This window comes from Clostridioides sp. ES-S-0005-03, assembly GCF_020658455.1.
Taxonomy (GTDB): Bacteria; Bacillota; Clostridia; order Peptostreptococcales; family Peptostreptococcaceae; genus Clostridioides.
Map to the genome: position 1 here is coordinate 40,168 of NZ_JACVWI010000011.1, position 18,268 is coordinate 58,435.

At 29.9% G+C, this 18,268-nt stretch carries 21 protein-coding genes and 2 other annotated features; all 21 genes read left to right on the top strand.

Annotated features, from left to right (window positions below; genetic code table 11):
- The first annotated feature begins 161 nt into the window (after nt 1–161).
- The 21 genes from IC218_RS20635 (at nt 162) to rplL (ending at nt 18,171) form a co-directional block, all read left to right on the top strand.
- Entirely contained in the window at nt 162–1,094 is a 933-nt protein-coding gene (locus tag IC218_RS20635) for a biotin/lipoate A/B protein ligase family protein (RefSeq protein ID WP_227825411.1), read from the top strand.
- A gap of 277 nt (nt 1,095–1,371) precedes the next feature.
- Nucleotides 1,372–2,085, top strand: a complete 714-nt coding sequence (ispD, locus tag IC218_RS20640; protein ID WP_227437077.1) for a 2-C-methyl-D-erythritol 4-phosphate cytidylyltransferase — start codon at nt 1,372–1,374, stop codon at nt 2,083–2,085.
- Nucleotides 2,082–2,567 (top strand): 2-C-methyl-D-erythritol 2,4-cyclodiphosphate synthase, encoded by a 486-nt coding sequence (ispF, locus tag IC218_RS20645; RefSeq protein ID WP_227437075.1) that lies wholly within the window; start codon nt 2,082–2,084, stop codon nt 2,565–2,567. Before ispD ends, ispF begins: the two co-directional genes overlap by 4 nt.
- Before the next feature lie 94 nt (nt 2,568–2,661).
- Nucleotides 2,662–2,870 (top strand) — a binding site (T-box leader).
- A gap of 63 nt (nt 2,871–2,933) precedes the next feature.
- Nucleotides 2,934–4,649, top strand: a complete 1,716-nt coding sequence (locus tag IC218_RS20650) for a proline--tRNA ligase (protein WP_227437074.1) — start codon at nt 2,934–2,936, stop codon at nt 4,647–4,649.
- Nucleotides 4,650–4,771: 122 nt separating this feature from the next.
- Nucleotides 4,772–6,217, top strand: a complete 1,446-nt coding sequence (proS, locus tag IC218_RS20655) for a proline--tRNA ligase (protein WP_227437072.1) — start codon at nt 4,772–4,774, stop codon at nt 6,215–6,217.
- A gap of 441 nt (nt 6,218–6,658) precedes the next feature.
- Nucleotides 6,659–8,140: a glutamate--tRNA ligase gene (gltX, locus tag IC218_RS20660; protein WP_227437069.1), complete on the top strand. Its 1,482-nt coding sequence runs from the start codon at nt 6,659–6,661 to the stop codon at nt 8,138–8,140.
- A gap of 221 nt (nt 8,141–8,361) precedes the next feature.
- On the top strand, nt 8,362–8,517 hold the full coding sequence (locus tag IC218_RS20665; protein WP_003421202.1) for a hypothetical protein: 156 nt from the start codon (nt 8,362–8,364) through the stop codon (nt 8,515–8,517).
- 141 nt (nt 8,518–8,658) lie between these two features.
- The gene (cysS, locus tag IC218_RS20670) at nt 8,659–10,056 is read left to right on the top strand and encodes a cysteine--tRNA ligase (RefSeq protein WP_227483629.1); all 1,398 of its coding nucleotides are present in this window, start codon (nt 8,659–8,661) and stop codon (nt 10,054–10,056) included.
- Between the two features lie 2 nt (nt 10,057–10,058).
- Nucleotides 10,059–10,454 carry a Mini-ribonuclease 3 gene (locus IC218_RS20675; RefSeq protein ID WP_227437065.1) on the top strand — a complete coding sequence of 132 codons (396 nt, stop codon included), beginning with the start codon at nt 10,059–10,061 and terminating at the stop codon, nt 10,452–10,454.
- A gap of 105 nt (nt 10,455–10,559) precedes the next feature.
- Nucleotides 10,560–11,318 carry an FAD-dependent thymidylate synthase gene (gene thyX, locus IC218_RS20680; protein WP_227437063.1) on the top strand — a complete coding sequence of 253 codons (759 nt, stop codon included), beginning with the start codon at nt 10,560–10,562 and terminating at the stop codon, nt 11,316–11,318.
- Nucleotides 11,319–11,330: 12 nt separating this feature from the next.
- Nucleotides 11,331–12,065, top strand: coding sequence for a 23S rRNA (guanosine(2251)-2'-O)-methyltransferase RlmB (rlmB, locus tag IC218_RS20685; protein ID WP_227437061.1), 735 nt, complete (start codon nt 11,331–11,333; stop codon nt 12,063–12,065).
- Between the two features lie 6 nt (nt 12,066–12,071).
- Nucleotides 12,072–12,599, top strand: a complete 528-nt coding sequence (locus tag IC218_RS20690; protein WP_227437059.1) for an NYN domain-containing protein — start codon at nt 12,072–12,074, stop codon at nt 12,597–12,599.
- 64 nt (nt 12,600–12,663) lie between these two features.
- The gene (sigH, locus tag IC218_RS20695; RefSeq protein WP_227437057.1) at nt 12,664–13,311 is read left to right on the top strand and encodes an RNA polymerase sporulation sigma factor SigH; all 648 of its coding nucleotides are present in this window, start codon (nt 12,664–12,666) and stop codon (nt 13,309–13,311) included.
- Between the two features lie 73 nt (nt 13,312–13,384).
- Entirely contained in the window at nt 13,385–14,578 is a 1,194-nt protein-coding gene (gene tuf / locus IC218_RS20700; protein WP_227437055.1) for an elongation factor Tu, read from the top strand.
- A gap of 249 nt (nt 14,579–14,827) precedes the next feature.
- On the top strand, nt 14,828–14,977 hold the full coding sequence (gene rpmG / locus IC218_RS20705; protein WP_003421192.1) for a 50S ribosomal protein L33: 150 nt from the start codon (nt 14,828–14,830) through the stop codon (nt 14,975–14,977).
- A gap of 23 nt (nt 14,978–15,000) precedes the next feature.
- A complete protein-coding gene (gene secE, locus IC218_RS20710) occupies nt 15,001–15,222 on the top strand; it encodes a preprotein translocase subunit SecE (RefSeq protein WP_227437053.1) in 222 nt (73 codons plus the stop codon).
- A 19-nt stretch (nt 15,223–15,241) separates the two neighbouring features.
- Nucleotides 15,242–15,784 carry a transcription termination/antitermination protein NusG gene (gene nusG / locus IC218_RS20715; protein ID WP_227437051.1) on the top strand — a complete coding sequence of 181 codons (543 nt, stop codon included), beginning with the start codon at nt 15,242–15,244 and terminating at the stop codon, nt 15,782–15,784.
- Between the two features lie 39 nt (nt 15,785–15,823).
- The gene (gene rplK, locus IC218_RS20720) at nt 15,824–16,249 is read left to right on the top strand and encodes a 50S ribosomal protein L11 (protein ID WP_054268674.1); all 426 of its coding nucleotides are present in this window, start codon (nt 15,824–15,826) and stop codon (nt 16,247–16,249) included.
- Between the two features lie 70 nt (nt 16,250–16,319).
- Complete coding sequence (gene rplA, locus IC218_RS20725; RefSeq protein ID WP_227437049.1) at nt 16,320–17,018, top strand: 50S ribosomal protein L1; 699 nt, start codon at nt 16,320–16,322, stop codon at nt 17,016–17,018.
- 51 nt (nt 17,019–17,069) lie between these two features.
- Nucleotides 17,070–17,198: a sequence feature (ribosomal protein L10 leader region), on the top strand.
- A 42-nt stretch (nt 17,199–17,240) separates the two neighbouring features.
- On the top strand, nt 17,241–17,747 hold the full coding sequence (rplJ, locus tag IC218_RS20730; protein WP_227437047.1) for a 50S ribosomal protein L10: 507 nt from the start codon (nt 17,241–17,243) through the stop codon (nt 17,745–17,747).
- 58 nt (nt 17,748–17,805) lie between these two features.
- A complete protein-coding gene (gene rplL / locus IC218_RS20735) occupies nt 17,806–18,171 on the top strand; it encodes a 50S ribosomal protein L7/L12 (protein WP_021382505.1) in 366 nt (121 codons plus the stop codon).
- Nucleotides 18,172–18,268 lie beyond the last annotated feature (97 nt).

Here is an 18,268-nt window from a genome sequence, read left to right on the forward strand (position 1 = left end):
AGAATAATAAAAAACACAGATGTTCAGTAATAGTAAGGAGTTGTATTATGTTATAATAGGTTTAATGATTTAGAAAGAATAATTTAAAGTTAAATACTATATAAACTTATTTTAATTTAAAATAAATAGTAAGATAAAATATAAAAGGAGTCTGAATTTTTATGTATTACTTATTAAACAAAAACACCAATCCTTACTTTAATTTAGCTCTAGAAGAGTATCTATTTTTAAATGAGAAATATAATGATGATATCATAATCATATGGAGAAATGAAGAATCTATTTTTATAGGAAAAAATCAAAATCCATATCAGGAGATACATTATGATGTTATTGAAAATGGCGAAATTCCCATTTTAAGAAGAATATCTGGTGGAGGTACTGTGTATCATGACTTAGGAAATATCAATATGTCATTTATACAAAAAAATAGGAATCTTCATGAAATCGATTTTTTAGAACATACTAAATTTATGCAAAGTATGCTTTTATCATTGGGATTAAATGTATCTACAACAGAAAGAAAAGATTTATTTTTAAATGGTAAAAAAATTTCTGGTTCTGCACAATCTATAAAAAGGCAAAATTCTCTTTATCATGGAACTCTTCTTTATGATTCAGATTTAAATAAATTAACTAAGTATTTAAATTCAGATAAATCAACAGAATCAAAGGCAACTAAGTCTGTTTCAAGTAAAGTTACAAATATTAATTTTCTACTCAAAAAAGATATAAACTATTTTTTAGATTATTGTGTTGATTATATAAAAAATAATATAAAAAATATAAAAGAAATTGAATTAGACGATGATGATATCAAAAGTGTATGCAATCTGGTAGAAGATAAATATAAAAAAACAGAATGGATATATAATAAAACGCCTAAGTTTCAAATAGTTTTACCAATTGACAATAGAAGGAAAATCAATTTACATGTTAATAAATGGAAAATATCAAAATGTTTTATTTCTTGTATAGATGGTATAGTAAATATGGATAAATTGATAGAAGTAGATTTTGATAAACAAGAAATAAAAAACAATATTTTAGAAAATTATCCGAATTACATAGATTTAATTAATTTAATATTCTAATACAAAACCTCTAGATTGATAAACTTGTTTTATATCAATCTAGAGGTTTAAACATTTTTTATAGATATACAAACTGTTACAAAGTTGTAAAATAAAAAGATGAAGTTATTGAAAAATCAATATAATTTGCAACAGATGCACATATTTTAGGTTAGAAAATGGATATTACCTATTTATACAACTGAAAATTTAATATATAATTAATCAGATGGTTAAAATATAAAAACATTAAAAGTTTTAATAAATGATAGGTAAAAATAAAATACGAGGTGATACCATGTATAGTGTTATAATTGTTGCGGCAGGAAGTGGAAGGAGAATGAACTTAGACGTAAATAAGCAGTTCATAAAATTAAGAGAAAAAGAAATCATAGCGCATACAATTCAAGTTTTTTACGAAAATATAAATATAGATGAAATTGTGGTATGTATAAAAAAAGAAGAGGAAGATTTTTTTAAGGAAAATATAATAAATAAATATAACTTTAAAAATATAAAAATAGCATATGGCGGAAAAGAAAGACAAGACTCAATATATAATGGATTAAAAAAACTAGATAAAAATTGTGATATAGTACTTATTCATGATGGAGCGAGACCTTTTGTAGACCACAGAATAATAAATGAATCTATAAAAATGGCTAAAGAAAAAAAGGCCGTAGTTGTAGGTGTACCAGTAAGTGATACTATAAAAATAGTATCTGATGGTACAGTACAAGAAACTCCAGAAAGAAGACTATTGTGGGCGGCACAAACCCCTCAAACTTTTGAATATAATCTTATAATAAATGCTTACGAACAAGCGTATAAGACTAACTATTATGGAACAGATGACTCAATGCTAGTAGAAAATATAGGGCAAAGTGTTACGATGGTAATGGGTTCTTATGAAAATATAAAAATAACGAGTCCAGAAGATTTAAATATAGCAGAACAAATATTAAACATGGAAAAAAGAGATGAAGTGAATAGTAGAAGGAGAATTATATGAGAATAGGATTGGGATATGATGTACACAAATTGGCAGAAGAAAGAAAACTTATAATTGGTGGAGTAGAGATACCACATGATAAGGGCTTACTAGGTCATTCTGATGCTGATGTATTGATACATGCAATAATGGATTCTATTTTGGGGGCACTAGCTTTAGGCGATATAGGTAAGCATTTCCCAGATACAGATAAAAAATATAAGGGAATAGATAGTATGAAATTACTAGAACATGTATATAATCTAATAACAAGTAAAGGGTATAAAATTGGAAATATAGATAGTACTATAATTGCTCAAAGTCCTAAGATGGCTCCCCACATTGAGAATATGAGAAAAAATATAGCAAAAGTTTTAAATACAGATATTGAAAACATAAATATAAAAGCAACTACAGAAGAAGGTCTTGGTTTTACAGGTGCAAAACAAGGAATAGCTTCACAAAGTATTTGTTTATTATTATTGACAAGTCAGAATAATTAATATATTATTAGTAATAAGTTTAATGGATATCAAATAATAGGCCTATATAGAATATCTATAATATGTGAATTTAAGTAAAATTAATATAAATATAAAATTAGCTATGATAAAGAAATAGTAAAATGATGAAATCTTCACAGAGAGAAAACAGAGGTGAGAGTTTTCAAGAGGAAGTCTTTGAACCTGTCTTTTAGCTTAAAGGTATAAAAATCTTTACGGTAGGAACCGTTACATTCCCTAAAGAGAGCTATTTATATAGCTAACTAGAGTGGTACCGCGGAAATCAAACCTTTCGTCTCTATACTTGTATAGAGATGAGAGGTTTTTTGTATTTTCAGGAAAACAATATTCAGGAGGAATTTATTAATGAAAATGTCTAAAATGTTTATGCCAACATTGAAGGAGATTCCAGCAGATGCTGAAATTACAAGCCATCAATTAATGGTAAGGTCAGGAATGATAAAAAAAATGACTTCAGGGGTTTATAATCAATTGCCAATGGGGTTAAGGGTATTTAAAAAAATTGAGCAAATAATTAGAGAAGAATTAAATAAAAAAGATTGTCAAGAAATACTATGTGCGGCTTTACTTCCATCAGAATTGTGGAAAGAATCTGGAAGATGGACTGCTATGGGTGCAGAAATGTTTAGGTTAAAAGATAGAACAGAAAGAGAGTACTGCCTTGGGCCAACACATGAAGAAGCTTTTACTGACATAATAAGACAAGAGATTACTTCATATAAACAATTACCACTTAATTTGTATCAAATACAAGTTAAGTATAGAGATGAGAGAAGACCAAGATTTGGTGTTATGAGAACTAAGACTTTTACAATGAAGGATGCATACAGTTTTGATGTAGATGAAGCAGGATTAGATAAATCATATCAAGATATGTTTGATGCATATGTAAGTATATTTGATAGATGTGGATTAGATAACAGTCCAGTTCAAGCAGATTCAGGAGCTATAGGAGGTTCTACATCAGCTGAATTTATGGTTAAATCAGAAGTTGGAGAAGATGAAGTTGTATTCTGTAGTGGATGTGATTATGCAGCTAATGTAGAAAGAGCAGAGTCTTGTAATGCAGTATCAGAAAAAGAAGAAATGAAGGAATTAGAAGAAGTTCATACACCAGGAGCAGCTACAATAAAAGAATTAGAAGAATTCCTAAATGCTTCTCCAGATAAATTTGCTAAGACTTTAGTGTATGAAGCAGATGGGAAAACAGTTGTAGTTGTTGTAAGAGGAGATAGAGAGGTTAATGAAGTTAAAGTATCTAATGCAATAGGTTCTGTTATAGAATTTGCACTTGCTACAGACGACGTTGTAAGAAAAGTAACTAATGCAGAGGTTGGGTTTGCTGGACCAATAGGAGTAAATGCTGATTATGTCTTTATAGATAAAGAAATTGTTGAGCAAAGAAATATAGTTGTTGGAGCTAATAAGACTGAGTATCATATAAGAAATGCTAACTATGGAAGAGATTTTGAGGGTATAGTTGGAGACTTTAGAAATGTTCAAGAAGGTGACAAATGTATAGTATGTGGTAAACCTCTTGAAATAGCTAGAGGTGTTGAAGTAGGACATATATTTAAGTTAGGAACTAAATACTCAGAAGCTATGAATGCAAACTTTATTGATAGAGATGGTAAATCAAAACCTATAATAATGGGATGCTATGGTATAGGTGTAGAAAGAACAGCAGCAGCTATAATTGAGCAACATAATGATGAAAAAGGTATAATTTGGCCTTTATCAGTAGCTCCATATCATGTTGTGATAGTTCCAGCAAATATGAAAAATGAGGAACAAATGTCATTAGCTGAAAAGATATATAATGATTTACAAGATATGGGTGTAGAAGTCTTGTTAGACGATAGAGATGAAAGAATTGGTGTTAAATTCAATGATTCAGAATTAATAGGAATACCTATGAGAATTACAGTAGGTAAAAATATTGATGAAGGTAAAGTAGAATTTAAACTTAGATACGAAGAAGATAAAGAATTAATTAAAATAGAAGAAATAAGTGAAAAAGTAAAAGCAGAATTTATCAAAAACAATGTTAAGTTAGGATAATAATTTAAAGAAAGCTACTGTATAGATAATCAGAGTTGTACTTTATAAATGCCCTTTTATCTATATAAAAAGATAAAAGGGTGTTTTTGTATAAAAACATAATAAATGAGGAGGTAATTAAGATGGCAAAAAATGAAAAACAATTTGTTGAAGAAATAACAAAGATGGAAGATGATTTTCCACAATGGTATACAGATGTTATAACTAAGACTGATTTAGTTGATTATGCACCAGTAAAAGGATTTATGGTTGTAAAACCATATGGATATGCTTTATGGGAAAAAATGCAAGAATTTATGGATAAAAAATTCAAAGAAACTGGACATAAAAACTGTTATTTTCCATTATTGATACCAGAAAGTTTATTAAACAAAGAAGCAGAGCATGTTGAGGGGTTTGCTCCAGAAGTTGCATGGGTAACACATGGAGGAAATAAAAAACTAGAAGAAAGACTATGTGTAAGACCTACTTCAGAAACTATAATATGTACAATGTATGCTAAATGGCTAAAATCATATAGAGAGTTGCCATATCTTTATAATCAATGGTGTTCAGTTGTTAGATGGGAAAAATCAACTAGACCTTTCTTAAGAACATCTGAATTCTTATGGCAAGAAGGTCATACATTACATGAAACAGCAGAAGAAGCACAACAAGAAACAATACAACAATTAGAAATATATAAAGCTTTATGTGAAGAATTACTTGCAATGCCAGTTGTATCTGGTCAAAAAAGTGAAAGTGAAAAATTTGCAGGTGGTGAGAGAACATATACTATAGAAGCTATGATGCATGATGGGAAAGCATTACAATCAGGTACAAGTCACTTCTTAGGACAACACTTTACAAAAGCGTTTGATATTACTTTTGCAGATAGAGAAGGCAACTTAGCTAATCCATATCATACATCTTGGGGAGCATCTACAAGACTTATAGGTGGGCTTATAATGACTCATAGTGATAATAGAGGATTAGTATTACCACCAAGAGTAGCTCCAATACAAGTTGTTATAGTTCCTATAGCTGCTAAAAAAGGCAATGTAATGGAAACTGTTGATAAAATATATGCAGATTTAAAAGCTAAAGGAGTAACAGTAGAGGTTGATGATAGAGATAACTATACAACTGGATGGAAATTTAATGAGTGGGAAATGAAAGGTGTACCAATAAGAATTGAAATTGGACCAAAAGATATAGAAAATAATCAAGCTATGATATTTAGAAGAGATACTCTAGAAAAGAGTGCTATGCCTTTAGAAGGATTAGCTGATGCTGTATATGATTTATTTGATATTATACACAATGATATGTTTGAAAGAGCAAGAAAACATAGAGAAGATAACACATCTGTAGTTGAAAATATGGATGAATTTAGAACAGCTTTGGAAGAAAAACCAGGATTCATAAAAACTATGTGGTGTGGAGATGCTGAATGTGAGGCAAAGATTAAGGAAGAAACAGGGGCAACTATAAGATGCTTACCTTTTGAACAAGAAAACTTAGGTCACAAGTGTGTATATTGTGGAAAAGAAGCAGAGCATATGGTAGTAATGGCAAAAGCATACTAGAATCATATATTTAAATAAATGTAAAAATAATTTAGTTGGGATGTAAAGTATTTAATACTTTACATCCCAGTTTTTTGTTTTTTACTATTCTGTTAAGATTAATAATAATTTTAATAGGTGATAATAATATAAATGAGAAGATTAAAAATTTTAAAAGTAAAACTTTATCTTTAAATGATGTTAAAGACGATTCTAATCGCAAGAAACATATACAAGAAGCATTTATGAATAGTTATAAATAATACCTTTAATTTTTGGAAAAATAAATGGATTAAAAGAAAGATTTATGAAATTAAATCTAGTATTTTCTGATATAATAAACATGTGTATTTTTGAATAAAAAGGATATTATTATTAAGTTTGATTAAAAATAAACTTGCAAAACAATGTACTAGTTTAATATTATAGTTATATTGAATAAAATATCAGGAGGAAGTAAAAATGAATATAAGAGTAAGGTTTGCACCAAGTCCAACAGGATTTGTACATATAGGTAGTTTAAGGACTGCTTTATATAACTATTTATTTGCAAAGAAAATGGGCGGAGAATATATATTAAGAGTAGAAGATACAGACCAAAGTAGATTGGTAGAAGGTGCTATAGAAAATATGCTTAATGCTATGAAATGGGCTGGCGTCAATCATGATGAGGGAGTTATATTAGATGATAATGAAAAAGTAATACAAAAAGGAGAATATGGACCATATATTCAATCTCAAAGATTAGATATATATCAAGAATATATAAAACAACTTTTAGATAGTGGAAAAGCTTATTATTGTTTCTGTACAAAGGAAAGATTGGATGAAGTAAGAGATGCTCAAAAGGCAGCAGGAGAAACTGCTAAATATGATGGTCACTGCAAAAACTTATCTAAAGAAGAGGTAGAAGCTAATATAAAAGCAGGAGTACCATATGTTATAAGATTAAAATTACCAGAAAATCATATAATTAAATTTACTGATTTAGTTAGAGGAGACATGGAATTCAATACTAATGATTTAGATGACCAAGTTTTGATGAAAACAGATGGATTCCCAACTTATCATTTTGCAGTAGTGGTAGATGATTATCTAATGAAAATTACACATGTTATAAGAGGAGAAGAGTGGGTATCATCTACTCCAAAACATGTTTATTTATATGAAGCATTTGGATGGGAAGCGCCAGTATTTGTACATTTACCAAATATACTTAATAAAGAAAAGAAAAAATTAAGTAAGAGACAAGGTGATGTAGCAGTTGAAGATTTTAAGAAAAAAGGATATTTACCAGAAGGATTAGTAAACTATGTAGCATTAGTTGGTTGGTCTCCAGAAGATAATCAAGAGTTATTTACAATGGAAGAGTTAGAAAAAGCTTTCTCTGTTGAAAGAGTATCTAAAAGTGGAGGGGTATTCGATACTGAAAAGTTAAACTGGGTTAATCAACATTATATAAAAGACGGTGATGATGCTTACCTAACAGATTTAGCTATACCATTTTTAATAGAAGATGGGTTTATAACAGAAGCAGAAGCTACTAGTAAGTATGAATTTTTAAAGAGTATGATATCAGTGCTTAAAGAAAAATTACAATATGTAAAAGAAGTTACTGAGCATGCGAGTATATTCTTTGGAGATAATGTAGAGATAGAAACTGAAGAAGGAAGTGACTTCCTAAAATTAGAACATATACCTACTTTAATAGATGCCTTACAAGAAAAAATAGAAAAAGCAGAAATATTAAATGCTGAGTTTGGTCAAACAATGCTTAAAGAGATACAAAAAGAGTATAAAATAAAAGGGAAAAATTTATTTATGGGGTCAAGAATAATTTTGACAGGACAAATGCATGGCCCAGATTTACCAAAAGTAATGGAAGTTTTAGGAAAAGAAACTTGCTTAAATAGAATAGCTTATGTAAAAAATCATATATTATAGTCATAAAAGTCCGCTAATTTAGATGCGGACTTTTTTTGTGTTAGTATTTGGTGAAAAGATATGGCTAACAAAATGAAGGTATTTAGGTCAATAAATTTAATATATAAAAAGCAAAGCAAAAATATAAATAAAATATGAATAATAAACTAATAAAAATATTAAGCATAGAAGAAGGTAATCTATTATTTTAGTTTGATTTAATTATTAAGGGGGTAATTACTATGTATAGTAATATTGATGATGTTAAAAAGGAATTAAAGGAGCTATGCTTAGAATATGTTACAATTTTAGAAAAGTTAAAAGACGAAAAAATGATTACAGAAGAGACTTTTGAAAAATGTTCTTCTCAAAAAAAGATATTTTTAGAGGAACAATAGAAAATAGTGATAGTATTATTATGTAATTTGAAGGATAGTATGAAAAATGATAGTAGTACTATTATTTATTGCAATTTTCAACTATAATATAATATATGATGTTAAGAAAATAATTTATAAAAATACAGTGAGGTGATGAGTGTGAAAGTTTATAATACATTAACTAGAGCAAAAGAAGAATTTGTTCCATTAGAAGAAGGAAAGGTAAAAATGTATGTGTGTGGTCCAACAGTTTATAACTATATCCACATAGGTAATGCAAGACCATTTATAATATTTGATACTCTAAGAAGGTATTTAGAGTATAGAGGATATGACGTAACTTATGTACAAAACTTTACAGATGTTGATGACAAGATTATAAATAGAAGCCACGAAGAAGGAATATCTCCAGAAGAAGTTGCTACTAAATACATAAAAGAGTATTTTGTAGATTGTGATGGATTAGGAATTAAGAGAGCTACTGTTCATCCTCAAGTTACAGATAATATACAACAAATTATAGATTTTATAAAAGAATTAGAAGATAAAGGATATGCATATGCAGTAAATGGCGATGTATATTTTGATACAAATAAATTTGAAGGATATGGAAAACTTTCAGGCCAAAAACAAGAAGACTTAGAGGCTGGAGCTAGAATTGAAGTTAATGACCAAAAAAGACATCCTATGGATTTTGTTCTTTGGAAAGCAAAAAAAGAAGGAGAACCAGGATGGGAGAGTCCTTGGGGAGAAGGTAGACCAGGGTGGCATATAGAATGTTCTGTTATGTCTAAGAGATACTTAGGTGAGACAATTGATATACATGCAGGTGGTCAAGATTTAACATTCCCACACCATGAAAACGAAATAGCACAAAGTGAAGCTAGAAGTGGAAAAACATTCTCAAAATATTGGATGCATAATGGATATATAAATATAAATGATGAAAAAATGAGTAAATCAAAAGGGAATTTCTTTACAGTAAGAGATATATCAAAGCTATATGATTTAGAAATAGTGAGATTTTTCATGTTATCAGCACATTATAGAAATCCAGTAAACTTTAGTGATGAAATGTTAAATCAAGCTAAAGCTGGTCTTGAAAGATTGTATAATACCAAAGAAAAATTAGAGTTTACATTAAGTAATTTAAAAGAATCATCTCTAACAGAAAAAGAAGTAGAGCTTGTTAAAGAATTAGATAACTTTAGACAAAGATTTATAGATGCTATGGATGATGATGTTAATACAGCAGATGCAGTAAGTATTATATTTGAATTGGCTAAGTTGATAAATTCTAATGTAGACGAAAATTCTTCTTTAGAGTTAGCTAAGAAGTGTTTAGATGAATTTAATGAGCTTACAGGAGTATTGAATATTGTAAATAAGAAAAAGGATACTGTGCTAGATAAAGACATTGAAGAATTAATACAAAAGAGAACTGACGCAAAGAAAAATAAAGAATTCCAATTAGCGGATGATATAAGACAACAATTATTAGATATGGGAATTGTACTAGAAGACACAAGACAAGGTGTTAAGTGGAAAAGGGTATAAAAATGGAAAAAACTGAATTAGTTACTATGTCACCACTAGTTTTAGCATATTTAGGTGATACAGTGTATGAGACATATATAAGAGAACACTTGATTAGACAAAATACACAGCGAAAAGTTAATGATTTGCATAAGTTAGCCATAAAGTATGTAAAGGCTAAAGCTCAAGCATCAATAATTCATGAAATCGAAAGTGAATTAACAGAGGAAGAGAGTAAAATTTATAAAAGGGGAAGAAATCAAAAATCAAACACTTCTCCTAAAAATGCAGATATTATAGACTATAAACATGCAACTGGATTTGAAGCATTAATTGGATATTTGTATTTGAATAATGAAATAGAGAGACTTCAATATATTATCAATAAAGGAATTAAAATTATTGAAAGAGATATGTAAATATTAAAGAGTGTTGTCTTAATAATAATTAATAAGGCAACACTTTTTTTATAACTAATGTATAATAAATATATAGAAATTAGTAATAAGAAAGGACAAAAATTTATGAAAGTAAAATTAATATCACATACACCTGAACCCGAAAAAGTAATAGCTATGGCAGCTAAGTTATGTTATTCACCAGTTGGGACAGACGAAATAGAAAAAGACTTAACAGAAGAAAGTATAGAAAAATTTTTAAATATGTTATTAAATATAGGGCATGGTTCAATATTAGAACATGCATCTTTTACGTTTTCAATAGAAGGTATTTCAAGAGCTTGTTCGCATCAAATTGTTAGACATCGTATAGCTAGTTTTTCACAACAAAGTCAAAGATATGTTAAATTAGACCAATTTGAGTACATAATTCCTCCTGAAATAGATAAAATAGAAAAAGCAAAAGAGTTATTTGTTAACTCAATGAAAAAGGACCAAGAAGATTATGACAAATTAGTGGAGATATTATTTGATAAGCATTATGATGAACTAATAAAAGAAGGAAAAAATGAGAAAACAGCAAAGAGACAAGCTGAGAAAAAAGCAATAGAGGATGCTAGATATGTATTTCCAAATGCATGTGAAACAAAAATGGTATTTACTATAAACGCTAGAAGTTTATTTAATTTCTTTGAACATAGATGCTGTGAAAGAGCACAATGGGAAATAAGAAACTTAGCTGTAGAAATGTTAAGAGAAGTTAAAAAAGTTGCTCCTATATTATTTAAAAAGACTGGTCCAAGCTGTGTAAATGGAAGTTGTCCAGAAGGAACTATGACTTGTGGTGATATAGTTCAAGTTAGAGAAAAATTTAAATCCTTGTAGGTGGTGAATAGTTTGGCAAGTATTGAAGGAAGAAATCCTGTAATAGAAGCTATAAAGAGTGATAGAGAAATAGACAAAATATTAATTGCAAACTCAGCTAAAGAAGGTTCAATTAAGAAAATAATAGGAATGGCCAAAGAGAAGAATATAATTATACAATATGTTGATAAACATAAGTTAGATGAAGTAAGCACAAGTCATTCGCATCAAGGTGTAATAGCTTATGCAAGTGAATATAAGTATTATGAATTAGATGAGTTAATAGACTCAGTAAAAGGTAAAAATGAAGACCCATTTTTTATTATACTAGATGAAATAACAGACCCACATAACTTAGGTTCAATAATAAGGACAGCAGATGCAGTAGGAGCACATGGAGTTATTATCCCAAAAAGAAGGTCTGTGCACATAACTCCTGTAGTTACAAAAGCTTCTGCTGGAGCTGTAGAGTATATGCCAGTTTGTAAGGTAACCAATATAGTCAATACAATAAAAAGACTGAAAGATGAAGGGCTGTGGATTGCAGCTGCTGATATGGATGGAGAAACTTTTTATAAACAAAATCTTACAGGACCTCTAGGTGTAGTAATTGGAAGTGAAGGTTTTGGAATATCTAGATTGGTTAAACAAAACTGTGACTTTATAGTAAAAATGCCCATGATAGGTAATGTTACATCTTTAAATGCATCTGTAGCAGGTGGTATACTTTTATATGAAATATTCAGACAAAGACTGGATAAAAAGTAAATAAGCATGAGAAGAAACATAAATCACTACTTAATAATAGATGGCTATAATATTATAAATGCGTGGGATAATTTAAAAGAACTGGCGAAAGAGGATTTAGAGGATTCTCGAGAAAAACTTATTGATGATATTATAGAATTTTCTGAGTTCATGGGATATAAGACTATAATAGTTTTTGATGCTTATAATGTTAAGAATTCCCGAGAAAAAGTTGAAAAAAGAAAACACATAACAATAGTTTATACAAGAGAGCACCAAACAGCGGATAGTTATATAGAAAAATTTATAACTTCTCTATCAAAATATGATGATGTAAAAGTAGCTACTAATGACTATGCAGAGCAACAAATGATTTTAGGAAAAGGTGCTATGAGAATGTCTGCTAGAGAATTAAAGTTAGAATTAGATCGTTCCAAGAATAAAATGAAGGAAAAAAATAGCGGTTTAAGGAAAAAAATTCAGCGAAATTGGTTGGAGGAAAGGTTAGATGAAGAAACATTGTCGAAACTTGAGAACATTCGTAGAAAGCGTTGAAATTACTAGGTTCTTTAGACTATAATATACCTATAAATTTGTTTTATATATGGGGGAGATTTACATGTTGGTAGCAAAAGAAAAAAGTTATGAGTTAATAGACAATTGTCAGCAAGATGAGTATAACATTGTATTAAAAGCAAGTGAAGGGGATAAGATAGCACTAGAGTATATTATTACCAAATACAGAAATTTTGTAAAGGCAAAAGCAAAGTCATATTTTTTAATTGGAGCAGATAAAGAAGATATAATACAAGAAGGAATGATAGGCCTTTATAAGGCAGTTAGAGATTTTGATGGAAGTAAGACAAATTCATTTAAATGTTTTGCAGAGATATGTATAACAAGACAAATAATAACTGCTATAAAAACTGCAACAAGACAAAAACATATACCTTTAAATTCATATGTTTCTTTGAATAAACCAATATATGATGAAGAGTCAGACAGAACACTTTTAGATATAATAGCTACAAGTATAGTAACAGATCCAGAAGAACTTATAATTAGTAAAGAAGAATTAAAAAATATAGAATCAAAGATGAACGAATTATTAAGCGACTTGGAATTAGAAGTCCTAGAATTGTATTTGAATGGAAAGTCATACCAGTTCATAGCGGACAAACTTAAAAGAGATGTAAAGTCAATAGATAACGCTTTACAAAGGGTTAAGAGAAAATTAGAAAAACATCTTGAAAACAGAAATGATTAATAGTAAAATACTTACCATAAGCTTATTGTGAGCAAAATTAATTTATATCGAAAGATAAGGGAGGAAATTCAAAATGGCTAAAGCTAAATACGAAAGAACAAAACCTCATGTTAATATAGGGACAATAGGACACGTTGACCACGGTAAAACTACATTAACAGCAGCAATAACAAAAACATTATATGACAGATACCAATTAGGAGAAGCAGTAGATTTCGCAAACATAGATAAAGCTCCAGAAGAAAGAGAAAGAGGAATCACAATATCAACAGCACACGTTGAGTATGAAACTCCAAACAGACACTACGCACATGTTGACTGCCCAGGACATGCTGACTACGTTAAGAACATGATAACAGGAGCAGCACAAATGGACGGAGCAATATTAGTTTGTTCAGCAACAGATGGACCAATGCCACAAACAAGAGAGCATATACTATTATCAAGACAAGTTGGAGTACCATATATAGTAGTATTCTTAAACAAATGTGACATGGTAGATGATGAAGAGTTATTAGAACTAGTAGAAATGGAAGTAAGAGATTTATTAACAGAATATGATTTCCCAGGAGATGATACTCCAATAGTAAGAGGATCAGCATTAATGGCATTAGAAGATCCAAAGAGTGAGTGGGGAAATAAAATAGTAGAATTATTCGAGCAAATAGATGAATATATACCAGCACCAGAAAGAGATACTGACAAACCATTCTTAATGCCAGTAGAAGACGTATTCTCAATCACAGGAAGAGGAACAGTTGCAACAGGAAGAGTGGAAAGAGGAGTATTAAAAGTACAAGACGAAGTAGAATTAGTAGGATTAACAGAAGCACCAAGAAAAGTAGTAGTAACAGGAGTAGAAATGTTCAGAAAATTATTAGACCAAGCACAAGCAGGGGATAATATAGGAGCATTATTAAGAGGAGTACAAAGAAACGAAATAGAAAGAGGACAAGTACTAGCAAAGACTGGATCAGTAAAAGCACACACAAAATTTACTGCAGAAGTATATGTACTTAAAAAAGAAGAAGGTGGAAGACATACACCATTCTTTGATGGATATAGACCACAATTCTATTTCAGAACAACAGACGTAACAGGAGCTTGTAAGTTACCAGATGGAATAGAAATGGTAATGCCTGGAGATAACGTAACAATGGAAGTAGACTTAATAAATTCAATAGTTGTAGAAGAAGGATTAAGATTCTCAATAAGAGAAGGTGGAAGAACAGTAGCTTCAGGAGTTGTTGCTACAATAATAGAGTAATTCTTATTACTAAACTGATGGATTAAAGAATAATAAAAAGAGGGGTTATGCTCCTCTTTTTTTAACATAGAAATACAAAAACATTGACACAGCATAGGATTTTGTGATAACTTATACAAGGTAATGATTATAGGAAGTTAATAATATCTTAAATACTGTAGATTTTTAATAAATACATATTTTAAAGATATTATATTCACATATATTAACAATATATATTATTGTATTACAAAGTTGGAGGTGTATCAGATGAGAGTTAAAGTAACTTTAGCATGTACAGAGTGTAAGCAAAGAAACTACAACACTACTAAGAATAAGAAAAATAATCCAGACAGAATAGAATTACAAAAATATTGTAGATTCTGTAAAAAGCATACAACTCATAAAGAAACAAAATAGTTTTATAAGGATGTGAGTATGGAATGGCTGCCCAAACAAATGACGGTGCAAAAACTAAAAAGAGATTCAGTTTATTTGGTTATTTAAAAGAAACTAAACAAGAATTGAAAAGAGTTACATGGCCGACAAAAAAAGAATTGTTTAAAAACACAGGTATAGTTTTAACTGTAGTTATTTCATGCACTATATTAGTATGGGGTATAGACACTATATTATCTGGTGCACTAGCGTTATTACTAAAATAGACGAAAAGAGGTAAGTTAAATGTCAGAATTACAAGAAGCAAGTTGGTATGTAGTTCATACTTATTCGGGACATGAAAATAAAGTTAAAGCTACAATAGAAAAAGCAGTTAAAACAAGAAGTATGGAAGACTGCATAAGACAAGTAGTTGTTCCAACAGAAGAGGTAGTGGAAACTACTAAAACTGGAAAAGAAAAAACTAGACAACGTAAAGTTTATCCAAGTTATGTTTTGGTTAAAATGATAATAACTGATGAATCTTGGTATGTAGTAAGAAATACTAAGGGAGTTACAGGTTTCGTTGGACCTGGTTCAAAACCAGTACCATTAAGTGAAGAAGAAGTTAAAGCTATGGGTATAGATACAACTGAACCTAAAGTAGTAAATAGTGATATTGACTTTGAAATAGGAGATACAGTAAAGGTATCTCAAGGACCATTTAGTGGACAAGTAGGAAACATAGAAGAAATTGACTTAGAAAACAGAGAAGTTAAAGTATGCATAAATGCATTTGGTAAAAGGACTCTATTTGTAATAGAGCTTGAAGGTATAGAAAAAATCTAATACTATTATTATAGAAAAATCTGAGGAGGTGCGCTCAAAATGGCTAAAAAAGTTATAGGTCAAATAAAATTACAAATACCTGCAGGAAAGGCTACTCCAGCGCCACCAGTTGGACCAGCATTAGGACAACATGGTGTTAATATAATGGGATTCACAAAAGAATTTAATGCTAAAACTGCAGATCAAGCTGGAATGATAATACCAGTTGTTATAACTGTATATCAAGATAGATCATTCAGTTTTATAACAAAAACTCCACCAGCTGCAGTTTTAATTAAAAAAGCATTAAACTTAAAATCAGGTTCTGGAGAACCAAACAAAAAGAAAGTTGCTAAAATAACTTCAGCTCAAGTAAGAGAAATAGCTGAATTAAAAATGCCTGACTTAAATGCTGCATCAGTAGAAGCTGCTATGAGTATGATAGCTGGTACTGCTAGAAGCATGGGTGTTGTAGTAGAAGACTAATTAAAAGATACACTTTTTTTTATAAAGTGGGAGGCGAAAAGCCGAGATTAACCACAAGGAGGAAAATAAAATGGCTAAAAAAGGTAAAAGATATGCAGGTGCATTACAAAAAGTAGATAGAACTAAGTTCTATGATGCATCAGAAGCATTAACATTAGTTTCAGATATAGCTGGAGCTAAATTTGACGAAACAGTAGAAGCACACATTAAATTAGGTGTTGACTCAAGACATGCTGATCAACAAGTAAGAGGTGCAGTTGTATTACCTCACGGAACTGGTAAAACTAAAAGAGTTTTAGTTTTTGCTAAAGGTGAAAAAGCTAAGGAAGCTGAACAAGCTGGTGCTGATTTTGTAGGAGCTGAAGAATTAGTTCAAAAAATACAAGGTGAAAACTGGTTTGATTTTGATATAGTAGTTGCTACTCCAGACATGATGGGTGTAGTAGGTAGATTAGGTAGAGTATTAGGACCAAAAGGTTTAATGCCAAACCCTAAATCAGGAACAGTTACATTTGATGTAGCTAAAGCTATAGATGAAATAAAAGCTGGTAAAGTTGAATACAGATTAGACAAAACTAACATAATACACGTTCCAGTAGGAAAAGTATCATTTGGTGGAGAAAAATTATCTGAAAACTTTGCTGCATTAATGGATGCTATAATAAAAGCTAAACCAGCTGCTGCTAAAGGACAATATTTAAGAAGTATAACTGTAGCTTCTTCAATGGGACCTGGAGTTAAAATAAACCCAGCAAGAACAGCTGAATAATAAAACTGTTGACACAGGTTGACAAAAATGTTATCATATCATTTGTCAATGTAAAAAAGAATAGATTTGCCGTAGATAGTGGGTGCGAAAGCTTAATATCCCACCGAGGTTTTAGATAAATTGAGATTACTAAAGCTTTTGATGTCTACTTTTGGCAACAAAAGCTTTTTATAATGTTGCGGTAAATACTAAGCCTATTTGGTGAAGGAGGTGCACATCTAGATGAGAAAAGCTATAGAAATTAAATCAGAAGTTGTTTCTGAAATAGTTGAAAAGTTACAAAAATCTTCTGCTGCCGTTGTTGTTGATTACAAAGGGTTAACAGTTGAAGAAGTAACTGAGTTAAGAAAACAAATGAGAGAAGCTGGTGTAGATTACAAAGTATATAAAAATACTTTAGTTAGAAGAGCAGCTAAAGAAGTTGGTATAGAGCAATTCAATGAAGAATTATTAATTGGTACTAATGCTATAGCATTTGGATATGATGATCCAGTTGCTCCAGCTAGAATATTAAAAGGATTCATGGATTCTCATCCAAAGATGAAATTAAAGATGGGTGTTGTAGAAGGTGTATTCTATGACGAAGCTAAGATTGTTGAAATGGCTAACATACCATCAAGAGAAGTTCTTATCGCTAAATTACTTGGTAGCTTAAAAGCTCCAATATCAAACTTTGCATACTTAATAGATGCAATAGCGAAAAAGGCAGAAGGTCAAGAAGAAGCTTAATTGCTTAACTAAAAAATTATAAATATTAATTTGAAAAGAAAATTCGGAGGTGCTAAAAATGACAATAGAACAAATATTAGAAGCTATAGAAAATATGAAAGTTTTAGAATTAAATGAATTAGTTAAAGCTGCTGAAGAAAAATTCGGCGTATCAGCTTCAGCTCCAGTAATGGTAGCTGGTGCAGCTGCTGGTGGACCAGCTGCTGAAGAAAAAACTGAGTTTGATGTAGTATTAGCTGAGGTTGGTTCTTCAAAAGTTGGAGTTATAAAAGCAGTTAGAGAAATAACAGGATTAGGATTAAAAGAAGCTAAAGAAGTAGTTGACAATGCTCCTAAGACAGTTAAAGAAGGAGCTTCTAAAGAAGAAGCTGATCAAATAAAAGAAAAATTAGAAGCTGCTGGAGCTAAAGTAGAAGTTAAGTAGTTTCTTTAAAAAGATACCCATTTGGGTATCTTTTTTTATTTATAAAAAATTGTGAATAGAATATTTCTATAAAATAAAAAAAATTTATATAATAATA

What these genes read in the sequence shown, in the direction of transcription:
- IC218_RS20690 (WP_227437059.1), top strand. Translation starts at nt 12,072, where the DNA reads ATGAGAAGAAACATAAATCACTACTTAATAATAGATGGCTATAATATT.
- secE (WP_227437053.1), top strand. Translation starts at nt 15,001, where the DNA reads ATGGCTGCCCAAACAAATGACGGTGCAAAAACTAAAAAGAGATTCAGT.
- IC218_RS20665 (WP_003421202.1), top strand. Translation starts at nt 8,362, where the DNA reads ATGTATAGTAATATTGATGATGTTAAAAAGGAATTAAAGGAGCTATGC.
- IC218_RS20650 (WP_227437074.1), top strand. Translation starts at nt 2,934, where the DNA reads ATGAAAATGTCTAAAATGTTTATGCCAACATTGAAGGAGATTCCAGCA.
- IC218_RS20635 (WP_227825411.1), top strand. Translation starts at nt 162, where the DNA reads ATGTATTACTTATTAAACAAAAACACCAATCCTTACTTTAATTTAGCT.
- rplA (WP_227437049.1), top strand. Translation starts at nt 16,320, where the DNA reads ATGGCTAAAAAAGGTAAAAGATATGCAGGTGCATTACAAAAAGTAGAT.
- IC218_RS20675 (WP_227437065.1), top strand. Translation starts at nt 10,059, where the DNA reads ATGGAAAAAACTGAATTAGTTACTATGTCACCACTAGTTTTAGCATAT.
- tuf (WP_227437055.1), top strand. Translation starts at nt 13,385, where the DNA reads ATGGCTAAAGCTAAATACGAAAGAACAAAACCTCATGTTAATATAGGG.
- gltX (WP_227437069.1), top strand. Translation starts at nt 6,659, where the DNA reads ATGAATATAAGAGTAAGGTTTGCACCAAGTCCAACAGGATTTGTACAT.
- nusG (WP_227437051.1), top strand. Translation starts at nt 15,242, where the DNA reads ATGTCAGAATTACAAGAAGCAAGTTGGTATGTAGTTCATACTTATTCG.
- rplK (WP_054268674.1), top strand. Translation starts at nt 15,824, where the DNA reads ATGGCTAAAAAAGTTATAGGTCAAATAAAATTACAAATACCTGCAGGA.
- rpmG (WP_003421192.1), top strand. Translation starts at nt 14,828, where the DNA reads ATGAGAGTTAAAGTAACTTTAGCATGTACAGAGTGTAAGCAAAGAAAC.
- ispF (WP_227437075.1), top strand. Translation starts at nt 2,082, where the DNA reads ATGAGAATAGGATTGGGATATGATGTACACAAATTGGCAGAAGAAAGA.
- sigH (WP_227437057.1), top strand. Translation starts at nt 12,664, where the DNA reads ATGTTGGTAGCAAAAGAAAAAAGTTATGAGTTAATAGACAATTGTCAG.
- ispD (WP_227437077.1), top strand. Translation starts at nt 1,372, where the DNA reads ATGTATAGTGTTATAATTGTTGCGGCAGGAAGTGGAAGGAGAATGAAC.
- rplJ (WP_227437047.1), top strand. Translation starts at nt 17,241, where the DNA reads ATGAGAAAAGCTATAGAAATTAAATCAGAAGTTGTTTCTGAAATAGTT.
- proS (WP_227437072.1), top strand. Translation starts at nt 4,772, where the DNA reads ATGGCAAAAAATGAAAAACAATTTGTTGAAGAAATAACAAAGATGGAA.
- rplL (WP_021382505.1), top strand. Translation starts at nt 17,806, where the DNA reads ATGACAATAGAACAAATATTAGAAGCTATAGAAAATATGAAAGTTTTA.
- thyX (WP_227437063.1), top strand. Translation starts at nt 10,560, where the DNA reads ATGAAAGTAAAATTAATATCACATACACCTGAACCCGAAAAAGTAATA.